The following is a 16602-nucleotide window of genomic DNA, read 5'->3' on the forward strand; positions in this document are numbered from 1 at the left end:
AGGCTCGCTCCCACAGCAAGCACGCGGTCGACTGTGGGAGCGAGCCTGCTCGCGAAGGGGCCTTCAAGGGCACCACCAGACTAATTCTTGCTCTCGATCTTCCCGCCCGCATCCGGATCGTAAAAATCCGGGATCTCGTACTGGTATTTCTTCAGCCAGCGCTGCATCGCCAGTTCACGTTCGGTGGCGGTGGCGCTTTGCGGTTTGGGTGAGGCGGCTTTGTTGCGGCTTTGCAGGACCAGCCAGCCTTCGGTTTCCTGCTGCTGCGCTGAAGCGGGGCCGGTGTCGATGGCGTGGGCGCTGAGGGGCAGGGTGAGCAGGGTCAGGTAGCACAGGCCTTGGCGGATGTTCATGGCTGTCTCCTTATTCGAGCGTCGGCGGTAGCGGGTCGATGAAGGCGGCGACGCGGTCGCCGGGTGTGGCTTTGGCGTTGGCCGGGGCTTTGAGTTTTTCTGCGCGTTGCTGCGCTTCGGTGAATTGTTCCGGGGTCAGTTTCGAGCGGCTGACGATTTCCGCGGCTTGTGGCCAATCGTTCTGGTAGAGCAGCAGGGTCACCATGTTCAGCGTCGCCAGTTGATTGTTCTGGCTCAGTTCGATGGCGGTGAGGAATTCGAATCTGGCTTCGTTGAGGCGCAGTTGGTTGAGGTAGACCACGCCGAGGTCATTGCGGATTTTTTCGTCGGTGGGCGCCAGGCGGGCGGCGCGTTGCAGGTGGGCCTGGGCCTGGCCGTTGTCGCCACGGGCGGCGTAGACCTGGCCGAGGCCGTGTTCGGCCTGGGCGGTGAGGCAGCCGCCGAGCAGGCTGCGGTAGAGCGGCTCGGCTTCGCTGCGACCGAGCAGGCGATAAACCTTGGCTTTGCGCAGGCGCACTTCGCTGAGGTTGTCCGGCAGGCTTTGCAGGTTGGCGAGGCTGGCGTGGAGCTTGCCGTCGCTGGCCAGATCATCGGCGAGGTTCAGCGACAGCTCCTGCTCCGAGGTCAGTTTGCTGCAACTGGACGGCGACAGCAGCGAGGTCCACGGCGCCTGGCCGTCCGTGGCGCAACCGCTGAGCAGCAACAGACTTGCCATGACTATCAGTACTTTCATCAACGCTCTCCATGAGCCAAGGTCAGTTTGCGAAGGCGCGGGCAATGGCGGTGAAGCCCGGGCCGGCCAGTACGATCAGCAGGGCGGGAAACAGAAACAGCATCATCACCACCGACATCTTCGCCGACATTTTCGAGATGTATTCCTGCAGCCGGGTCAGGCGTCGGTCGTCCAGTAATTGCTTGAGCGCCAGCAGTGATTTCATCGCGCCGCCGCCCTGGTGGATCAGTTGTTGAAGGATCACGCAGGTGTCAGTGAATTCGTCCACCGCGAGCATCACCGCCGTCTTGTTCAGTTCCTGCCCCAACTCCAGACCCGAGTCGACGCGGCTGAGGATCAGGCGCAGTTCGCTGGTCAGCTCCGGCAGCAGTTTCTGCGCTTCGACGCTGAGCACGCGCAGGGCTTGTTCAACCGCCATGCCGGATTCGAAGAGGATGCGCAGCAGTGGAATGAACGTGGAGATTTCCACGGAGATGGTTTTCTGCCGGCGGGCGGCGGCGTAGGCGAGCAGGCGTTTGGGCAATAGATAGCCGCCGCCCGCAGCAAACATCGGCGCCATCCAGCGGTGGCTGGTCTGTGGAAAAAACACTTCCTGCAAAAAGATCGCCAGCCCCAGGGCGAGCAGCGGCGTGCCGATCTGGCAGGCGGCAAAGAGCGCGCGTTCGTTGGCGCGGCGCCAGCCGAGGCGGCCGAGCAGGGTCTGGGTTTCGCTGTCGATGCTCACCGAGCCCCGGCCGAAACGGCTGTTGCCCAGCGCGCGCAGCCAGTGGCCGAAGCGGTTTTCCCGGACCAATTGGCCGTGCAAGCGCTGATGCACCTGTCGCACGCGGCGGCGCTCGGTGAGCAGGTGATTGCCCAGCAATAACAGCGAACCGAGCAGCAACAGCAACGCCGCGAGCCAGACCATTTCAAACGCTCCGCAACATGCGCCACAGCGCCAGACTGCCCAGCACCTGCAACGCGGCGGCGCTGAGCAGCATGGTCTGGCCGCTTTCGTCGTGCCACATGCCGAGCATGTAGCCGGGGTTGGTCAGCATGAAGTAGCTCACCAGAATCAGCGGCAGCAAACCCAAAACCCAAGCGGTCATGCGCGTTTCCCCAGTCAGCGCGCGCAACTGCCGCGCGCCCTGGTCGCGCTCGCGGATCAGTTTGATCAGGTTCTCCAGCAGCTCACTGGCATTGCCGCCGTAGCGATGATTGACCTTCAGGCCGAGGGCGAACATGCGCAGTTCGTCCTGCTCGTAGAGTTCGGCAAAATCGTTGACCGCATCGGGGAGGTTCACCCCCAGTTGCACGTTGCGCTGCACCCGGCCCATGGCCGCTTTCAAGGGGTCTTCACTGGCCTCGATGCCGCCCAGCACCGCATCGCTCAGCGTGCGCCCGGACTTGAGACTGCGCACCGTGTAGTCGAGCAGTTGCGGCAGTTGTTCGATCATGCGGCGGATCCGTCGGCGGTAGCGGACGGCGATGAACAGCCGCAATGCAACGGGTGGTGCAATCAGCATGAGCACCAGCCCGCCCCAGCTCGCGGTTAAAAATCCTGCTGCCATCGCTGCTGCCCACAGGCTCAGCCATTGTCCGAGACGTTCGCTCAGCCAACCCAGTCCCGCACGTAGAAACATGCGTTCCAGTCCCACCCATCTGGTCTGCTCGACGACCAGTTGCGGTTGCCCGGCGGCGAGTCGGTTGAGAACCTTTTCCGTCGCGGTCTTGCGCAGGCCTTGCAGGAACAGATAGATCGACAGCCCGAGCAGCATCAGGCAGATGGCGATAAGAATGATCGGTCCCAGCATCTGCGTGCTCCTCGCCGTCAGCCCAGGTGAGCGTCGTGGCGCAGCTTGTCGCCGGCCGGGTTGACCGCTTCGCGCACAAAGCCAAAGCCCGTGCGACGGTCGAGGCGGAACAGGGTGTTGGTGACGTAGACATCCTCGCGAATGCCGACCACTTCCACCACTTCGCTGACGCAGCGCCGGCCATCGGGCATGCGTGTCAGTTGAATAATCACGTCGAGGGCGGCGCAGATCATCTGGCGCAAGGTGCGTTCGGCAATCGAGCGCCCGGTCAGGCCCACCAGCGTCTCCAGACGCAGCAGCGCATCCTGGGCATTGTTGGCGTGCACGGTGCTCATCGAACCGTCGTGGCCGGTGTTCATTGCGGTGAGCACGTCGACCACTTCGACGCCTCGGATCTCGCCAAGAATGATCCGGTCGGGACGCATGCGCAGGGCGTTGCGAATCAGGTCGCTGGCCTTGACCTCGCCATGACCCTCAGCGTTGGGGGGACGGGTTTCCAGACGCACCACATGCGGATGGCCGAGTTGCAGCTCGGCGACGTCTTCGATGGTCACCAGCCGTTCGTGCGGGTTGATCAACTGGCTGAGGATGTTCAGCAGCGTGGTCTTGCCGGTGCCGGTGCCGCCACTGATGAGGATGTTGCAGCGCCTGCCCACGGCGTTCTGCAGGAATTCGAAAATCGCCAGATCGATGGTCTGCATCGCCATCAGGTCGGTGCTCTTGAGCATGTCCTTGCGGAACTTGCGGATCGACAGGCACGGGCCGTCGAGGGCGATCGGCGGGATGATCGCGTTGACCCGGCTGCCATCGGGCAGGCGCGCATCAACCATCGGCGAGGACTCATCGAGGCGGCGCCCGAGCGGCGCAAGAATGCGCTGCATGACCCGCTCGACGTGATGCGCGTCGATAAAACGCAGATCGCTCTGATGCAGTACGCCGTCGCGCTCGATGAACACCCGGTGCGGGCCGTTGACCAGAATCTCCGTCACCGACGGGTCGCGCAGCAGGACTTCCAGTGGGCCGAATCCGGTGAGTTCGTCGACGATTTCCTCGCCGAGGCGCTCCATCTCGTAGCGCGAGATCGCCAGGTGCAAGCGCGCGATGTATTCGGCGACCTTGTCGGTGACGAACTGCGCCAGTTGCTGGCGTGAACCTTCCAGCAGATTTTTTCCTGACTCCTCGATGGCGTCGATGATGTAGCGGTGCAGGACTAGTTTCAGGCCTTCGTGATCGCTGTTGCCGATCGCTCCGCGTGGCGTCGCGCCAAAGAGTTTTTCTGCGCTCATGAGTGGCCTCGCAGACGGTCGAACCAGGTGACTTTCGGTTTGCTCAGGCCTTCGGAACGCTTGGCCAGACGCTCGCCGAGGGCGCGCAGGCTCTGGGTGAGTTTTTCCCGGGGCGCCAGTTCGAAAAGGCTGACGCCCTGGTTTTTCGCGTTCAGGCGCACGTCGGGACTGAAGGCCAGCACGGCGATGACTTCCAGATTGAAGGTCTTGCCCAGGGTTTCGGCATCCGGCGCGACGTTGCTCAGGTAGCGATCGATCAGCAAGCGCCCATGCTCGAGTTTCATGCCTTTCTCGCGCCACTGGTTGAGCACGGCGAGGTTGCGTCGGCAGTTGAGGACGTTCTGGTCGGTGTACCACAGCAGTTTGTCGCAATGGCTGACGAAGGTGCGCAACGCCTCACTGTCGGCCTGCCCGGTGAGGTTCACGACAATGTGCTGGAAGTGCTGGCGCAGGGCGCTGAGGAGCATGTACAGCTCGGCGGCACTGGTGGATTCCAGCGGCTCGTCGCTGTTGGCGTAAGCAAGAATTCGCAGGCCGTGCTCGGCGCTGGTGAAAGCGCTGTCGATCAGCGTCGCGTCGAGCCGGCGCAAATGACGCAGGGCGTCGCCGAAGTGAAACGAACTCTCCAGACCCAACAGCGCCAGACTGTCGCCACGCGGCAGACCGAGGTCGAGCAGCAGGGTTTGCTGGCCGCTTTTCTGCACGACCATGGCCATGTGATTGGCGATCAAGGCGCCGTCCGACGCGCCTTGCACACCGTACAGAACGGTAAGCCCGCCGAGCTGGGTGTTGGGAGTGACGGCGGGCAGGCGTTTGCCCAAGCGCCGCACCAGCCCGGCGACTTCGCTGGAACGCGAGCCATAGGCGACAAAATCCCGCGCACCGGCGCGCATCGCATTGAGCACAAGCTGATTGTCCATGCCGTCACCGAGCGCAACAATCGCCAGCATCGGCTTGGCTTCCAGCGCACCTTCGATCAGCGCGCTCTGCGCCACGACGTGCTCGCGGTCGAGACCGACGAAGACCAGACTGGCGAACGTTACATCGACCAGTGCGAGCAATTCGTCGAGGCTGCCGGCACCGGCGCTGATGACCTGGCCGAGTGGCGCGAGGGCGCTTTGCAGCCATTCCAGATCGGTGCTGTTGCGGGTGATGGCGAGGAAGGTCTGACTGAGATTCTGGTTCATTGCGACAACCCGCTGCGCTTGTCGAAGTTGCCGTTCTCGAGGAAGAACATGCGATAGAAATTCGGGTCGTAATTGCGCAGTTTCTCTCCCGGCAACGACGGCAGTCGCGCGTCCGCCGCCAGTGGCTGGACCAGGTGCGGGGTGACGATCATCAGCAGTTCGCGCTCTTCGCGCTTGATCTGCGAACCCTTGAAGAACGCGCCGAGGATGGGAATGTCGCCAAGGCCGGGAAACTTGTTCACCTGCGAGCTGTTGGTGGTGCTGATCAAACCGCTGATGACAAAACTTTCGCCATCACCCAGCGACACGCTGGTGTCGGTGCGGCGAATGGTCAGCGCCGGAACGGTGGTGCCGGCGATGTTCACCGCGTTGGCAAAATCCAGTTCGCTGACCTCCGGGGCGACCTTCAGCGCGATGCGATCGCGGCCGATGATGGTTGGCGTCAGGGTCAGGCGGATGCCGAATTCCTTGTACTCGATCGACACGCTGTCGCTGCCGGAACTGGGCACCGGAATCGGGATTTCCCCGCCGGCCAGGAAGCTCGCACTCTGTCCGTTCAGTGCCACCAGACTCGGCCGCGCCAGGGTGTAGGCGAAACCGCTGGTTTCCAGGGCATTGATGATCGCCATGGTCTTGCCGCCGACCCAGGAGAAATTGAACAGCGAGTTATCCACCGGCAGGCGCGGCTGCGGTACGCCGTCGATTGGTGGCAGCGTGCCGGGCGAGCCGAACAGGAAATTGCCGCGCGTGCCGATCAGCGACGCCGTGGCTTCCTTGAGTTTGGTGCGGCTGACTTCGACGAAGCGAATGTCGGTCTGCACCTGCGATGGCAGGGTCGGATCGTCGGACGGCACGCTGCTGGTCAGCGCCGTGGTCGCCGCGCCCTGGACGAAGACCATGGCTTGCTGCGGCTGCGCCGAACACGCGGTCCAGACCATCAGGCTGGTTGCGCCGGGGCCGACGCCCGTGAGCAGAAAGGACGAACCGCCATTGGCATGCACGTCGGCAATTTTCGGGTCGCCCACTGCCAGCCGAGTGATTGCCACAGGTGACTGCATGTCCTGCTGGAAGCCTTCACCGATCTCGATCACCGAGGGCAGGCGCGGCAGTGCCGAGCAATTGCCCACCGCCGCGAGGGCGGTATCCATCGTCAATCCCAACAACAGCAAGGCCCGGAGCGCCGGTTTCAATGTCGGTCTGAGTCGACTCTGCATGCACGTGAGTCCTTGCGCAGTCATGGGGTTTGTTGGCTGATCTGGTTGCCGCGAATGATTTCCACCGCAGGCCTGGGCGCCGCGCCGGTACTGGCGGTGGCAGGTGCTCTTTGCGCGCTGCCCAGAGCGAGTTGAGTGAACTGGAAGAGCTGGCTGTTGGCGCGATCCAGGTGCGCGGGCGATTGCGCTTCGCCGGCCCAGTATTTGGCCAGCCGTTGTTCTTCGCTGCTGCGCACCGCGAGACGCAAGGTGCCGACTTGAGTGGCGAGCATCAGGCGGCTGAGCAGTTGTTCCGGCACCGCCAGCACCACAGTGCGTGCTGTAATCCGGCGTTGGTCCTGTTTGATTTTTTCTTCGGCGCTGAGGCTGGGCGTCGTCGGTTGGCCGTCGTTGGTCAGGCCGTACTGATCACCGATCCCGAGCACGCGCAGGGCGGGAACGGCGATCTGCGCCGACTGCTGCAGATTGCTCGCGTCCTCGCGCAGATACAGCAGCACATCAACGTAATCGCCCGGCAGCAACTGTCCGGCGGCACCGATCACTTCATCGACGGCCACGGTCAGTGCGCGCTCGTCGCGGCGAATCATCCGCGCCAGCGCTCCGCCGGCCTGGAAGCTTTCGTCATTCAGCCAGGTGCCGGCGCTGAGGTGGCGCCAAGGCGTGCGGCCGACTGCTTGTTCGATGCTGGTCAGGCTGCCGGCCGGTGCGCTGCGCAGTTTTTCCACGGTCACATCGGCGGCGGTCAACGGCGTGAACGGCGCTACATCGTGGAGCACCACCACCACCGGTTGGCGGGTCTGGTCTTCGGCAATCGCGACAGTCTGTTCAACGCTGGTCGCAGGGGCGACGGGTGCCTCGGCGACTGGGGCCGGCTGACGACTGAGCACCAGCCCCCAGTAACCGACAAAAACCGCACCGAGCAACAGCAACGCGGCGAGGCTCATGGTGACGCGACTGTTCATGACGGCTCTCCCTTTCCTGCTGCACAACCGACGGCATCTGCTTGTGAAGGGCTTACTCATTCGGCAGCTATGAACATGCAACTATTTCGCTATTTCCAAGCTAGCTGATCCAAGCAAAAGCGCCATTAATGACAGGCAAAATAACCCACCAAAAGTATGAGTCCCGGCCAATTAACGGCAGGAAGTGGCCGAGACACATTGGCATTAATGCTTTGTGATTAATGCGTTCTTACAGTTGTTGGGTGGGGGTTTGTTGACAATGCTCAAGTGGCCCGGTGGAACCTTGCCGCGGTGGTGATGTCGGCGCCAGAGGCGCGAAGGAGTGGAGCTATGTTTGGTGTAACTTTCGATTATCTGCTCGCCAGGGCTCGCGCGTTTGCCCGCAGCGAAGAGGGTGCTTCAGCGATTGAGTATGCGATTGTGGTGGCGATGGTGGCAGTTGTTGTCGTCGTGTTCGTGACGCCGATCGGCGCGAAGGTACTCGCGATATTCAACTCGGTACTGACCTCGCTGGGCGGTACAGCGCAAGTGCGTCCGACCACTTGATGGCTATCTCTTCTTCCTGTTCGGTGTCTGTGCGTAAGTGACAGGTGCGCCCAGGCATTGACAGGACCTCCGTTTGCCAGCGTCCGACCATGTCGGCGCGAGGAGAATGTCCATGCTGCTTGATTATTTGCTGACGCGGGTACGAGCATTTCTGGCTAGCAGTGACGGTGCCTCTGCCATCGAATATGCGATTGTCGTGGCGATGGTTGCCGTGGTGGTTGTGGTGTTTGTGACACCGGTTGGCGCGAAGGTACTGGCGATTTTCAACAGTATCCTGGTGTCGCTCGGTGGCACCGCGCAGACGGCTCCGGTGCAGACGCCCTGATTGAAGTGCCGGTCGCGTCTGGCCAACGGCGCGCTACACTGAGATTTACTTTCAGTATTTCGGGGCTGCCCATGAATTCTCCCTCGCTGCCGCGCCAACAGTTGCTTCTGGTTGACGATGAAGAAGACGCGTTGCTGGAGTTGGCGGAGTTGCTGGAGGGGGAGGGGTTTACCTGTCATACCGCGACGTCGGTGAAGCTGGCGTTGCATCTGTTGACCCGGCATCCGGATATTGCTTTGGTGATTACTGATTTGCGCATGCCCGAGGAGTCGGGCATGTCGTTGATCAGGCGGCTGCGTGAGCATACGTCGCGGGAGCATTTGCCGGTGATTGTGATGTCGGGGCATGCGGATATGGAGGATGTCAGCGATATGTTGCGGTTGCAGGTGCTGGATCTGTTTCGCAAGCCGATTTATCACGTTCGGTTGTTGGAGACCCTGGATAATCTGTTTCCCAAGCCTCGGGTTCAGGCTGGGTGAACTCGGCGGCCTTTGGGCCGACCGTGTTGGTGGGGTTTTGGGTGAATATCCGTTGCTGCGGGGGTGGCTGATTACGGTTCCGCCCTTACGGCGGGTCACCTTTTTCAAACGCCAAAAAGGTAACCGAAAAGGCTTGCTCCTGCGTTCGGCCCTCGCAGGCTCGGGTTCCTTCGCTCCGTGACTGATCCGGGCGCAGCGGCTACGGTTTGCTTCGCTGCACCTCCTTCCGCTGTGTCTGGCTGCGCCAGACGGTCGCTGCGCTCCCACGCCCGGATCAATCCCTCCACTCAGCCTTCCGACGTCGCCCGTGGATCAAGATCAAAAGCGGTACTCGAGCTAACGCTCATCGTGTAGGAGCTGCCGAAGGCTGCGATCTTTTGATTTTGATTTTGATTTTGCTGTTCTGTGGGAACGAGCCTGCTCGCGAAGGCGGCCTGCCAGCCGACCAATTTCTTCCTGATGTACATCAATCCTGTGGGAGCTGGCTTGCCAGCGAAGGCGGCCAGCCAGCCGACCTGTTTCTCGCTGATGTACTCGATTCAAACTGTGGGAGCGAGCCTGCTCGCGAAGGCGGCCTGCCAGCCCACCATTTTCTTCCTGATGTACATCAATCCTGTGGGAGCTGGCTTGCCAGCGAAGGCGGTCAGCCAGCCAAAAAGGCTCTGCCTGACTCACCACCTGCGCAACCAGCCTCTAGCTCTTGTCACTCCGGCACAAGCCTGTCCAGTACGCGGTTGACCGCCAGTTCGCCCAGCATGATCACCTGCTGTATTCCCAACAGGGAGCTGCGCTGCGGTCCATCGATAAATCCGGCGAGGTCGCTGGCCATGATGCTTGCCGAGGCCAGTGATTCGCAGGCATGCACCAACAGGGTTTCGTTGTCCGCAGCCGGGTCGACGATGAACAGGGTGCTGGGTTTGCGCGGTGCGGCAGGGTCTTTGATGAGGCGGGGGTTGAGGTAGTAATCGATGGCGCGGTCGGCGGCTTCCTTGAGTTTTTGCGCTTCGAGGAGCGGGTCGGCGAAAGTCGGATCGGCAAGGGGTGGATCGGGCGTTATCTTTTTCACGGGCTCAGTCTCCTGATGGAGTAGGGCCGCAACCCGTTCGCGACTAAACGAAAGGGAGGCAGCTGCACGCAGGTTAGTCGACCGATGAGCCACGAAATCGGCGCGCCCGAAGGCGCCCTGCGCACAGCCACCATCAAGTGCAGGTATGCAATACCTGGCTGACAGGAACCTGTGCGTCGTGGACAAGCGGGCGACTAAACCCGACCACTGATGAGCAGTGGCAGGCAAACGATAGAACCCGCGCCCCAGGCGCACAAGCCGGCGGATTCTGGCGTAGCCGTAGGCAAAGGCGCAAGGATTTGTGGGTTGTTGCGAGGTAGCGGGGCGTGTGTTTAAACGGCTGGTTTAAGTGCTGCGATAAATCGGTTGAATAGCCGCACCCTTTCGCGAGCAGGCTCGCTCCCACAGGGACGGCGGTTGTACTGAGAAACCGTGAACACCGCCGAATCTGTGGGAGCGAGCCTGCTCGCGAAGGCGGTGCGTCAGTCAAAAAAATCCTGACTGACAACCGCTCGGCCATCACAACTGATAACTGAAACTGATGCTGTACCGAGGCTTGCGATTCAACGTGTCCAGCGCTTCCTCTGACATCGCCTTGGCCACTTCCAGGGCGACGTTGTAGTACTTGGCATCGCCGAACCTCAGTCCGAGCGCGGTGGATGACAGGTTGTTGGCCTGCACCGGCAGTTGGTTGAACCAGCTGCGCGAGCGGTCGAGCACCACGTAGGGTTGCAGGATGCGCACCCAGTTGCCGTCGCGATTGAAGCTGTAGTTGACCTCGTAGGCCACGCCCCAACCCTTGTCGCCCGAGGCCTGGTCGTCCGGGTAGCCACGGCCGAAGTTCTGCCCGCCGAACACTGCTCGCTCGCTGTCGGGCAGGGTGTCATCGCTCCAGTACAGCGCCGCCGAGAGCACGCCTTGCCAGTTGTCGAGAAACTTGTCGCTCTGCACGCCGGACAGTCTGACGCGGAAGAAATCCAGGTCGATGTCGTCGTAGTTGGTGTGTGCGCCAAGGCTGTCGAAGCCCTGGTAGACGCCGGCACTGAGGATGCGCAGTTGGCGGGCGTCGGCTTTGCGCCAGTCGCCTTCGAAAGCCAGGGCGCGGACGTCGGTGCGTAGTTCGGTGCTGAAGGGAAAGTTGATGCCGTCGTAGCGCGTCTTGTCGTCGACCGCGTATAAGCGCGAGCCGGCGGTCAGCAGTTCGTTGGCGGAGGCGATCAGGGGCGTGCTGAAGCCGATCGAGTAGCGGTCGTTCTCGCGATGGGTACTCAGGCGTCCGCCACCGCCCACCAGCACTTCGGTGTCCGGGTCGGCGCGGTAACGCGAGGCCGAGACGTTGAGTTGCGTGCCTTCGGTATCGAGGAACTGGCTGTAGTCGAGACGGTAGTAATGCTCTTTGTCGTCGCCCGGTGGAAACAGGCCGCTGAGGCTCAACTGTTCGCCCATCGAGGTCTGCGAATTGCTGCTGATGCCGAGCAACGCTTGCGGGCCGTTACGGTTGTCTTCGGTGGTGCTCAGGGTGCTGGTGAACGGTTTGCGACTGGCCTGGGCAACCAGGGTGGTCGCGCCATCGGTGGTGCCGGGCGGTGGCACTTGCGCTTGAATGGTTACCCCGGGAATGCGGCTCATCAGCGTGGTGTAGCGCTCGAAGGTCTTGCGCGTCAGCGGGCGTTCGGCCTGGATTTTCGCGGCGAGTTCGTCGAGCAGGCCTTTGACCCCGCCGATGTCGCCTTGCATCTGGATATCGCGCACGTAGCCCTCGACCAGTACCACGCGGGCCACGCCGTCATCGAAGTTCTGTTGCGGCAGGAACGCGTAGGACAACAGATAGCCATCCTGCTGATAGCGGCGGGTGATGTTGCGCGTGGCTTCGATCAGTTCGGCAAGGCTGGCCTGGCGGCCGATCAGGGGCTTGTAGATTTCCGCCAGTTCGTTGAGCGGGTAGATCGTGCCGCCTTCGATCTGCACGGTCTTCAGGTTGACCTTGGTTTCCATCAGCAATGGCTGTGCGGCGGTCGCACCCGGGTCCGGCACTTGCAGCGGCGCTGCGCTCGGCCGATAGGCGTCGGCGGGCAGGTTGGGTACGGGGAGGTTGCGGATGGTTTCGTTACTGTTGAGAAAGCTGGGCAAGGTGTCGGCGAGGGCAGCGGAACTGAGGCTCAGGCACAGCAGGGATGCCAGTACGCGCATAGGACACTCCATGGTCAGAACACAGCACAGGGCAAGTTTTTCCTTAGAAAAAAGGCGGAAGACTCGTGGGAATCTTCCGCCCTCAACCAAGCGTAGGCGCTGTAGGTAAGGCCGTCGAATCGGCCAGGTGCAATTTAGCGTTGAGTGCCGCTCAACGCCCCGGTCAGGCCACCGAGTACCCCGCCCAGACCGCCAGTTGTGCCGCCAGTGGCAGTGCCGCCGTTGACCAGACCACCGACCGCTGCCACGGTGCCGCCGACGTTGGTAACCAGACCGCCGACAGCAGTGGTGACCGGATTGTTGGTGGCGGCAATCGCTCCGCCGAGATTGCCGACGGCGGCGCCCACCTGATTTGTAAGACCAGCGACCGGAGTGCTGAGACCGGTAGCGGCGCCGACCTGTTGAGTGACAGTGGTGACCGCGCTGGTGACCGGATTGAGGCCCGCACCGACTGCGGCGCCGACACTGGCCAGCGGCGACGTGGTTGCAGTGATCGGGGTGCCCGAGCCGCCGAGTACGGTGTTGATCGACGCAATCGTGGTGCCCAGCCCGCCAGCGGTGACGCCGCCGGCACTGACCACGCCGCTGGTGCTGCCGGCATTCAGACCGCTGCCGACGTTGACCACCGCACCACCCACGGTTTGCAGCAGACCGGTGCCGCCAAGCCCGCCACCGATGCCGCCAGTACCCGAGCCAGTGCCATTGGACACCAGGCCGCCCGCTTTGCCGACCGCGGTGCCGGTGTTGCTCAGGGCGCCGCCGAGGGTGTTGGTCAGGGCATTGCCGGCGCCTGCGTCGGTAACTTTGCCGCCGAGGCTGTTCACCGTTGCGCCGACGTGCGCAATCGTTCCTTTGAGCGGATTACCCAGCCCCGTGGTTACGCCGAGTTTGCCGGTGGTGCTTTCAACCATGGCGATCACCGGCACCAGACCGCTGCCGACCTTGTTGGTCAACTGGCTGGTCGGGCCGCTGGTCAGTGAGGTGTTGAGGGTGTCGCCAAGCATGGTGACTTTTTCACCGATGCCATCGACCAGCGGCGCCACCCGGGTGACTACACCGCCCACGACGGGAACGCTACGGGTCGTTGTGTTCAGTTTGACGCTGAGGTCCGACACGCCGTCGCCAACATCGGAAACCGCGCCGCCAAGCGAGGCCACGGTGGTGGTCAGGCCATTGGGGTCAGTGGCCAGTTTGCCGATGCCATCAGTGACGCCATCGCCCAAGGTGCTGACCACGTTGCCGGTGGTGTTGGCCACGCTTTGGACGATGCCGCCAGCGACCGGAACAGTGCTCAGCGAATCGCCAATCTGGCCGATGCCATCGCCGACACCGCTGACGGTTTTGCCGACTTCCTGAACAAGTGTTGTGGTCACCAGCGAAGGTGCAGCGGGATTGGTCGGGTTGGTGGGATCGGTCGGGTCTGTCGGATTGGTTGGGTTGGTCGGATCGGTGCCACCGCCAGTTCCACCAGTGCCACCGGTTCCACCAGTGCCTGCGGTATCGCCACCAGTGCCACCTGTGCCGCCGGTGCCGGCAGTATCGCCGCCGGTCCCGCCGGTCCCGCCGCCCGCGCCACCGCTGCCATCGGTGCCCGCCGTGCCGTCCGCCGTCGAGCTGCCCGAACTGCTGCGATGACCGCCACCGCCGCTGCTGCAGCCGACGAGTCCCACAGAAAGAATCAGTGCCAGCGCGATTGCCGATTTGGACCACATCACTTGAGTTTTCATGATTGAGATTCCTGCACCTGTCACAACGTTACGTTGCCTTCGATGGCCCGCCGATCTGTCGTCGGCGATGCCTCGTCCGTGGCTGTAATCTCAGTCGAGGGCAGGTTTTTCACCATTCTCAAGTTGGTATTAACCCCTTTATGTAGAGGGGCCGGCGCAATGCCGAAGGACTAGTACCCAAGTAATAAACGCGCAAAAAAAAGCCTTGAAATTCAAGGCTCGGTTTTTTCCAAAGCGGCGGGCAGGGCGCGGAAAAACTTAAGTGATATATACACAATTAACGGGTTTTTCCGCCCCGCCAGATCAGGCGATCGGTTGCCATTGACCGACCATATGTTCCAGGTCGCCGGCACCGATCAGGCGCAACTCACCGCTGGAGCCTGCGGCACTGGCCAGCAATGTCACTTCACTGGGCAGGCGCACCGGTTTGCGAAAGTGCACGGCGATTTCCAGGTTGGCTTTGGGCAGGTGATCGGAGAGTGCCGCCAGTGTCCGTGCCTTGTTCCACAGTCCATGGGCAATCGCGGTGGGAAAACCGAACAGTTTGGCGCTCGCCGCACTGAGGTGAATCGGGTTGTAGTCGCCGGAGACTTTCGCATACTGGCGACCGATATCGGCCGGTGCAGTCCAGCGCGTCACCTCAAGCAAATCCTGCGACGGCTGCCAGTCCTGTGCCAGCGCCTCGCCCTCGAGTTTTACCCCGCGACAGAGCATCCGGCTTTCGGCTTCCCACAGCGGCCCGAGCTGATCGTCGAGGGTGGTCAACAGATCGAACGTCGCGCCCTTGGCATGTGGTTGCAGGTTGTGCACACGCACGCTGACTTGCGCGCGACTGATCGCGCCCATTGGCCGCAGCACGCGGATGCGGTTGCTCAGGTGAATCAGTCCCAGCAGCGGGAACGGAAAGTCCCTGGCCGTGAGCAATTGCATCTGCAAGGCGAAGGCGAGGATGTGTGGATAGGTCGGCGGCAGCAGGCCGTCATCGACGAAGTCGCAGACCTTGCGATAGGCCGCCAGCCGTTTGCCGTCGATATCGACCGAGCAGCGCAGGCCGCTGTCGGGCAGTTGCGTACCGGTGATTTTGCGTCGCGTCGCTGCGCGCGAGTACAGCGCGGGCAGACTCGGTTCGCGATCCAGCGTGTGCCATTCGATGCTCATGCTCAAGCCCCCAGAACGCTTTGCCCACAGACCCGCAACGCCTGCCCGGTGAACGCGCCCGTGCCCGGTTGCGCCAGCCACGCCACGGCTTCGGCGACGTCTTGCGGCAAGCCACCCTGGCCCAGCGAACTCATGCGCCGCCCGGCTTCGCGCAGGCCGAACGGAATGTGCGCAGTCATTTGCGTCTCGATAAAACCCGGGGCGACGGCGTTGATGCTGATCCCGCGTTCCAGCAATGTCGGCGCCCATGCCTGGGCCAGACCGATCAGGCCAGCCTTGCTCGCCGCGTAGTTGGTCTGCCCTCGATTGCCGGCGATGCCGCTGATCGAGGCGAGCAGGACCACCCGTGCGTTGTCGCGCAGGGTGCCGCTGTCGAGCAGCGCCTTGGTCAGCACTTGCGGCGCGTTGAGGTTGACGGCCAGCACCGCGTCCCAGAATTCCGGGGTCATGTTGGCCAGGGTCTTGTCACGAGTGATGCCAGCGTTGTGCACGAGGATGTCGAGGCCGTCGGGCAGCTGTTCGATCAATTGCGCGGCGGCGTCATCGGCGCAGATATCGAGGGTGATCGCACGGCCGCCGAGGCGCGCGGCAAGGGCCTCGAGGTCGGTCTTGGCTGGCGGTACGTCGAGGAGGATCACCTCGGCGCCATCACGGGCCAGGGTTTCAGCAATCGACGCGCCGATGCCGCGTGCAGCACCGGTGACCAACGCCTTGCGCCCGGCCAGCGGGCGGGTCCAGTCGGTGACTGGCGTGGCGCACGCGGACAGGCGAATCACCTGGCCGGAAACGAATGCGCTTTTCGGCGAGAGGAAAAATCGCAGCGGGCCTTCCAGTTGATCTTCGGCACCTTCGCCGACGTAGATCAGCTGCAAGGTGCCACCGCCGCGCAGTTCCTTGGCCAGTGAGCGCGAGAAGCCTTCAAGTGCTCGCTGCACGCTGGAGGCGAACGGATCACCCAGGCTTTCCGGAGCGCGGCCGAGGATGACCAGATGCGCGCTATGGTCGAGCTTCTTCATCAATGGCTGGAAGAATTCGCGCAGTTGCTTGAGCTGGTCGGTGTGCTGCAGAGCGCTGGCGTCGAACACCACCGCTTTGAGTTTCGGACCGTGGCCGGGGATCCATGCAGTGGCCAGCGAGGGGTCGGTGCCGTAGCTGTAGATCGCATCGGTCAAGCGGTTGGCAAACACGCTGATCCGTTCGGCCAGCGGTCCGCCACCGAGCAACAGGGCGCCCTCGATCGGCCGCAGACGCCCCGCCTGCCAGCGTTCCAGCCGCACCGGCGACGGCAGGCCCAAGGCCCCGACCAGACGATGGCCGAAGGATGAGTTGGCGAAGTCGATATAGCGGTCAGACATGGAACGCTCTCCAGAAGTTGGGGTTCAAAGTGTGGACTGCCTACGGCAATCAATCGTTCGATCGGCGCAATAAGGCCTACGCTGGAACATTCAGGTTTAGCAGGTCTTGCAGATTAATGCGGTTCATGTGGGAGCGAGCCTGCTCGCGAAGGCGCTGTATCAGACGCTGAAGTGGCTGAATGTGCCGGCCTCTTCGCGAGCAGGCTCGCTCCCACAGGGATGTGCAAA

The 16602-nt window shown here is 62.5% G+C and carries 17 protein-coding genes; 4 read left to right on the forward strand and 13 right to left on the reverse strand.

All coding sequences use genetic code 11. The features are described from left to right. Positions 1-80: 80 nt before the first annotated feature. From PspCFBP13508_RS24180 to cpaB, 8 genes are read right to left on the reverse strand one after another with little or no spacing between them, the layout of a single operon-like run. On the reverse strand, positions 81-353 hold the full coding sequence (locus PspCFBP13508_RS24180; protein WP_137215901.1) for a DUF3613 domain-containing protein: 273 nt from the start codon (positions 351-353) through the stop codon (positions 81-83). Positions 354-363: 10 nt separating this feature from the next. Beyond that, complete coding sequence (locus PspCFBP13508_RS24185; protein WP_137215902.1) at positions 364-1086, reverse strand: tetratricopeptide repeat protein; 723 nt, start codon at positions 1084-1086, stop codon at positions 364-366. 22 nt (positions 1087-1108) lie between these two features. Next, positions 1109-1993, reverse strand: coding sequence for a type II secretion system F family protein (locus PspCFBP13508_RS24190; protein ID WP_137215903.1), 885 nt, complete (start codon positions 1991-1993; stop codon positions 1109-1111). A gap of 1 nt (position 1994) precedes the next feature. Next, the gene (locus PspCFBP13508_RS24195) at positions 1995-2879 is read right to left on the reverse strand and encodes a type II secretion system F family protein (protein WP_137215904.1); all 885 of its coding nucleotides are present in this window, start codon (positions 2877-2879) and stop codon (positions 1995-1997) included. Between the two features lie 17 nt (positions 2880-2896). Next, positions 2897-4165 (reverse strand): CpaF family protein, encoded by a 1269-nt coding sequence (locus PspCFBP13508_RS24200; protein WP_024011443.1) that lies wholly within the window; start codon positions 4163-4165, stop codon positions 2897-2899. Then, complete coding sequence (locus tag PspCFBP13508_RS24205; RefSeq protein ID WP_137215905.1) at positions 4162-5352, reverse strand: pilus assembly protein; 1191 nt, start codon at positions 5350-5352, stop codon at positions 4162-4164. The genes PspCFBP13508_RS24200 and PspCFBP13508_RS24205 overlap by 4 nt, the downstream gene beginning before the upstream one ends. Then, entirely contained in the window at positions 5349-6566 is a 1218-nt protein-coding gene (locus PspCFBP13508_RS24210; RefSeq protein WP_073471824.1) for a type II and III secretion system protein family protein, read from the reverse strand. Before PspCFBP13508_RS24210 ends, PspCFBP13508_RS24205 begins: the two co-directional genes overlap by 4 nt. A gap of 20 nt (positions 6567-6586) precedes the next feature. Then, entirely contained in the window at positions 6587-7528 is a 942-nt protein-coding gene (gene cpaB, locus PspCFBP13508_RS24215; RefSeq protein ID WP_137215906.1) for a Flp pilus assembly protein CpaB, read from the reverse strand. Positions 7529-7858: 330 nt separating this feature from the next. Between cpaB and PspCFBP13508_RS24220 the strand changes: the two genes are divergently transcribed. The 4 genes from PspCFBP13508_RS24220 (at position 7859) to PspCFBP13508_RS27365 (ending at position 9616) form a co-directional block, all read left to right on the forward strand. Continuing rightward, positions 7859-8074 carry a Flp family type IVb pilin gene (locus PspCFBP13508_RS24220; protein WP_130911677.1) on the forward strand — a complete coding sequence of 72 codons (216 nt, stop codon included), beginning with the start codon at positions 7859-7861 and terminating at the stop codon, positions 8072-8074. 112 nt (positions 8075-8186) lie between these two features. After that, complete coding sequence (locus tag PspCFBP13508_RS24225; protein ID WP_110603764.1) at positions 8187-8399, forward strand: Flp family type IVb pilin; 213 nt, start codon at positions 8187-8189, stop codon at positions 8397-8399. Between the two features lie 71 nt (positions 8400-8470). Continuing rightward, positions 8471-8878: a response regulator gene (locus tag PspCFBP13508_RS24230; RefSeq protein WP_137215907.1), complete on the forward strand. Its 408-nt coding sequence runs from the start codon at positions 8471-8473 to the stop codon at positions 8876-8878. A gap of 405 nt (positions 8879-9283) precedes the next feature. Beyond that, positions 9284-9616, forward strand: a complete 333-nt coding sequence (locus PspCFBP13508_RS27365; RefSeq protein ID WP_137215908.1) for a hypothetical protein — start codon at positions 9284-9286, stop codon at positions 9614-9616. On the opposite strand, the gene PspCFBP13508_RS24240 is transcribed toward PspCFBP13508_RS27365, so the two are convergent. The 5 genes from PspCFBP13508_RS24240 to PspCFBP13508_RS24260 all read right to left on the reverse strand — a co-directional run bounded on the left by PspCFBP13508_RS24240 (position 9582) and on the right by PspCFBP13508_RS24260 (position 16374). Further along, positions 9582-9944, reverse strand: a complete 363-nt coding sequence (locus PspCFBP13508_RS24240; RefSeq protein ID WP_024011449.1) for a DUF6124 family protein — start codon at positions 9942-9944, stop codon at positions 9582-9584. The two genes, PspCFBP13508_RS27365 and PspCFBP13508_RS24240, sit on opposite strands and share 35 nt — an antisense overlap. 519 nt (positions 9945-10463) lie before the next feature. After that, the gene (locus tag PspCFBP13508_RS24245; RefSeq protein WP_137215909.1) at positions 10464-12134 is read right to left on the reverse strand and encodes a POTRA domain-containing protein; all 1671 of its coding nucleotides are present in this window, start codon (positions 12132-12134) and stop codon (positions 10464-10466) included. Between the two features lie 134 nt (positions 12135-12268). Beyond that, positions 12269-13861: a collagen-like triple helix repeat-containing protein gene (locus PspCFBP13508_RS24250; protein ID WP_137215910.1), complete on the reverse strand. Its 1593-nt coding sequence runs from the start codon at positions 13859-13861 to the stop codon at positions 12269-12271. A 303-nt stretch (positions 13862-14164) separates the two neighbouring features. Then, positions 14165-15019, reverse strand: coding sequence for a MaoC/PaaZ C-terminal domain-containing protein (locus PspCFBP13508_RS24255; protein ID WP_137215911.1), 855 nt, complete (start codon positions 15017-15019; stop codon positions 14165-14167). 2 nt (positions 15020-15021) lie between these two features. Continuing rightward, entirely contained in the window at positions 15022-16374 is a 1353-nt protein-coding gene (locus PspCFBP13508_RS24260) for a 3-oxoacyl-ACP reductase (RefSeq protein WP_137215912.1), read from the reverse strand. Positions 16375-16602: the final 228 nt, after the last annotated feature.

The sequence above is a fragment of the Pseudomonas sp. CFBP13508 genome (assembly GCF_005233515.1).
Classification (GTDB): Bacteria; Pseudomonadota; Gammaproteobacteria; order Pseudomonadales; family Pseudomonadaceae; genus Aquipseudomonas; species Aquipseudomonas mercuritolerans.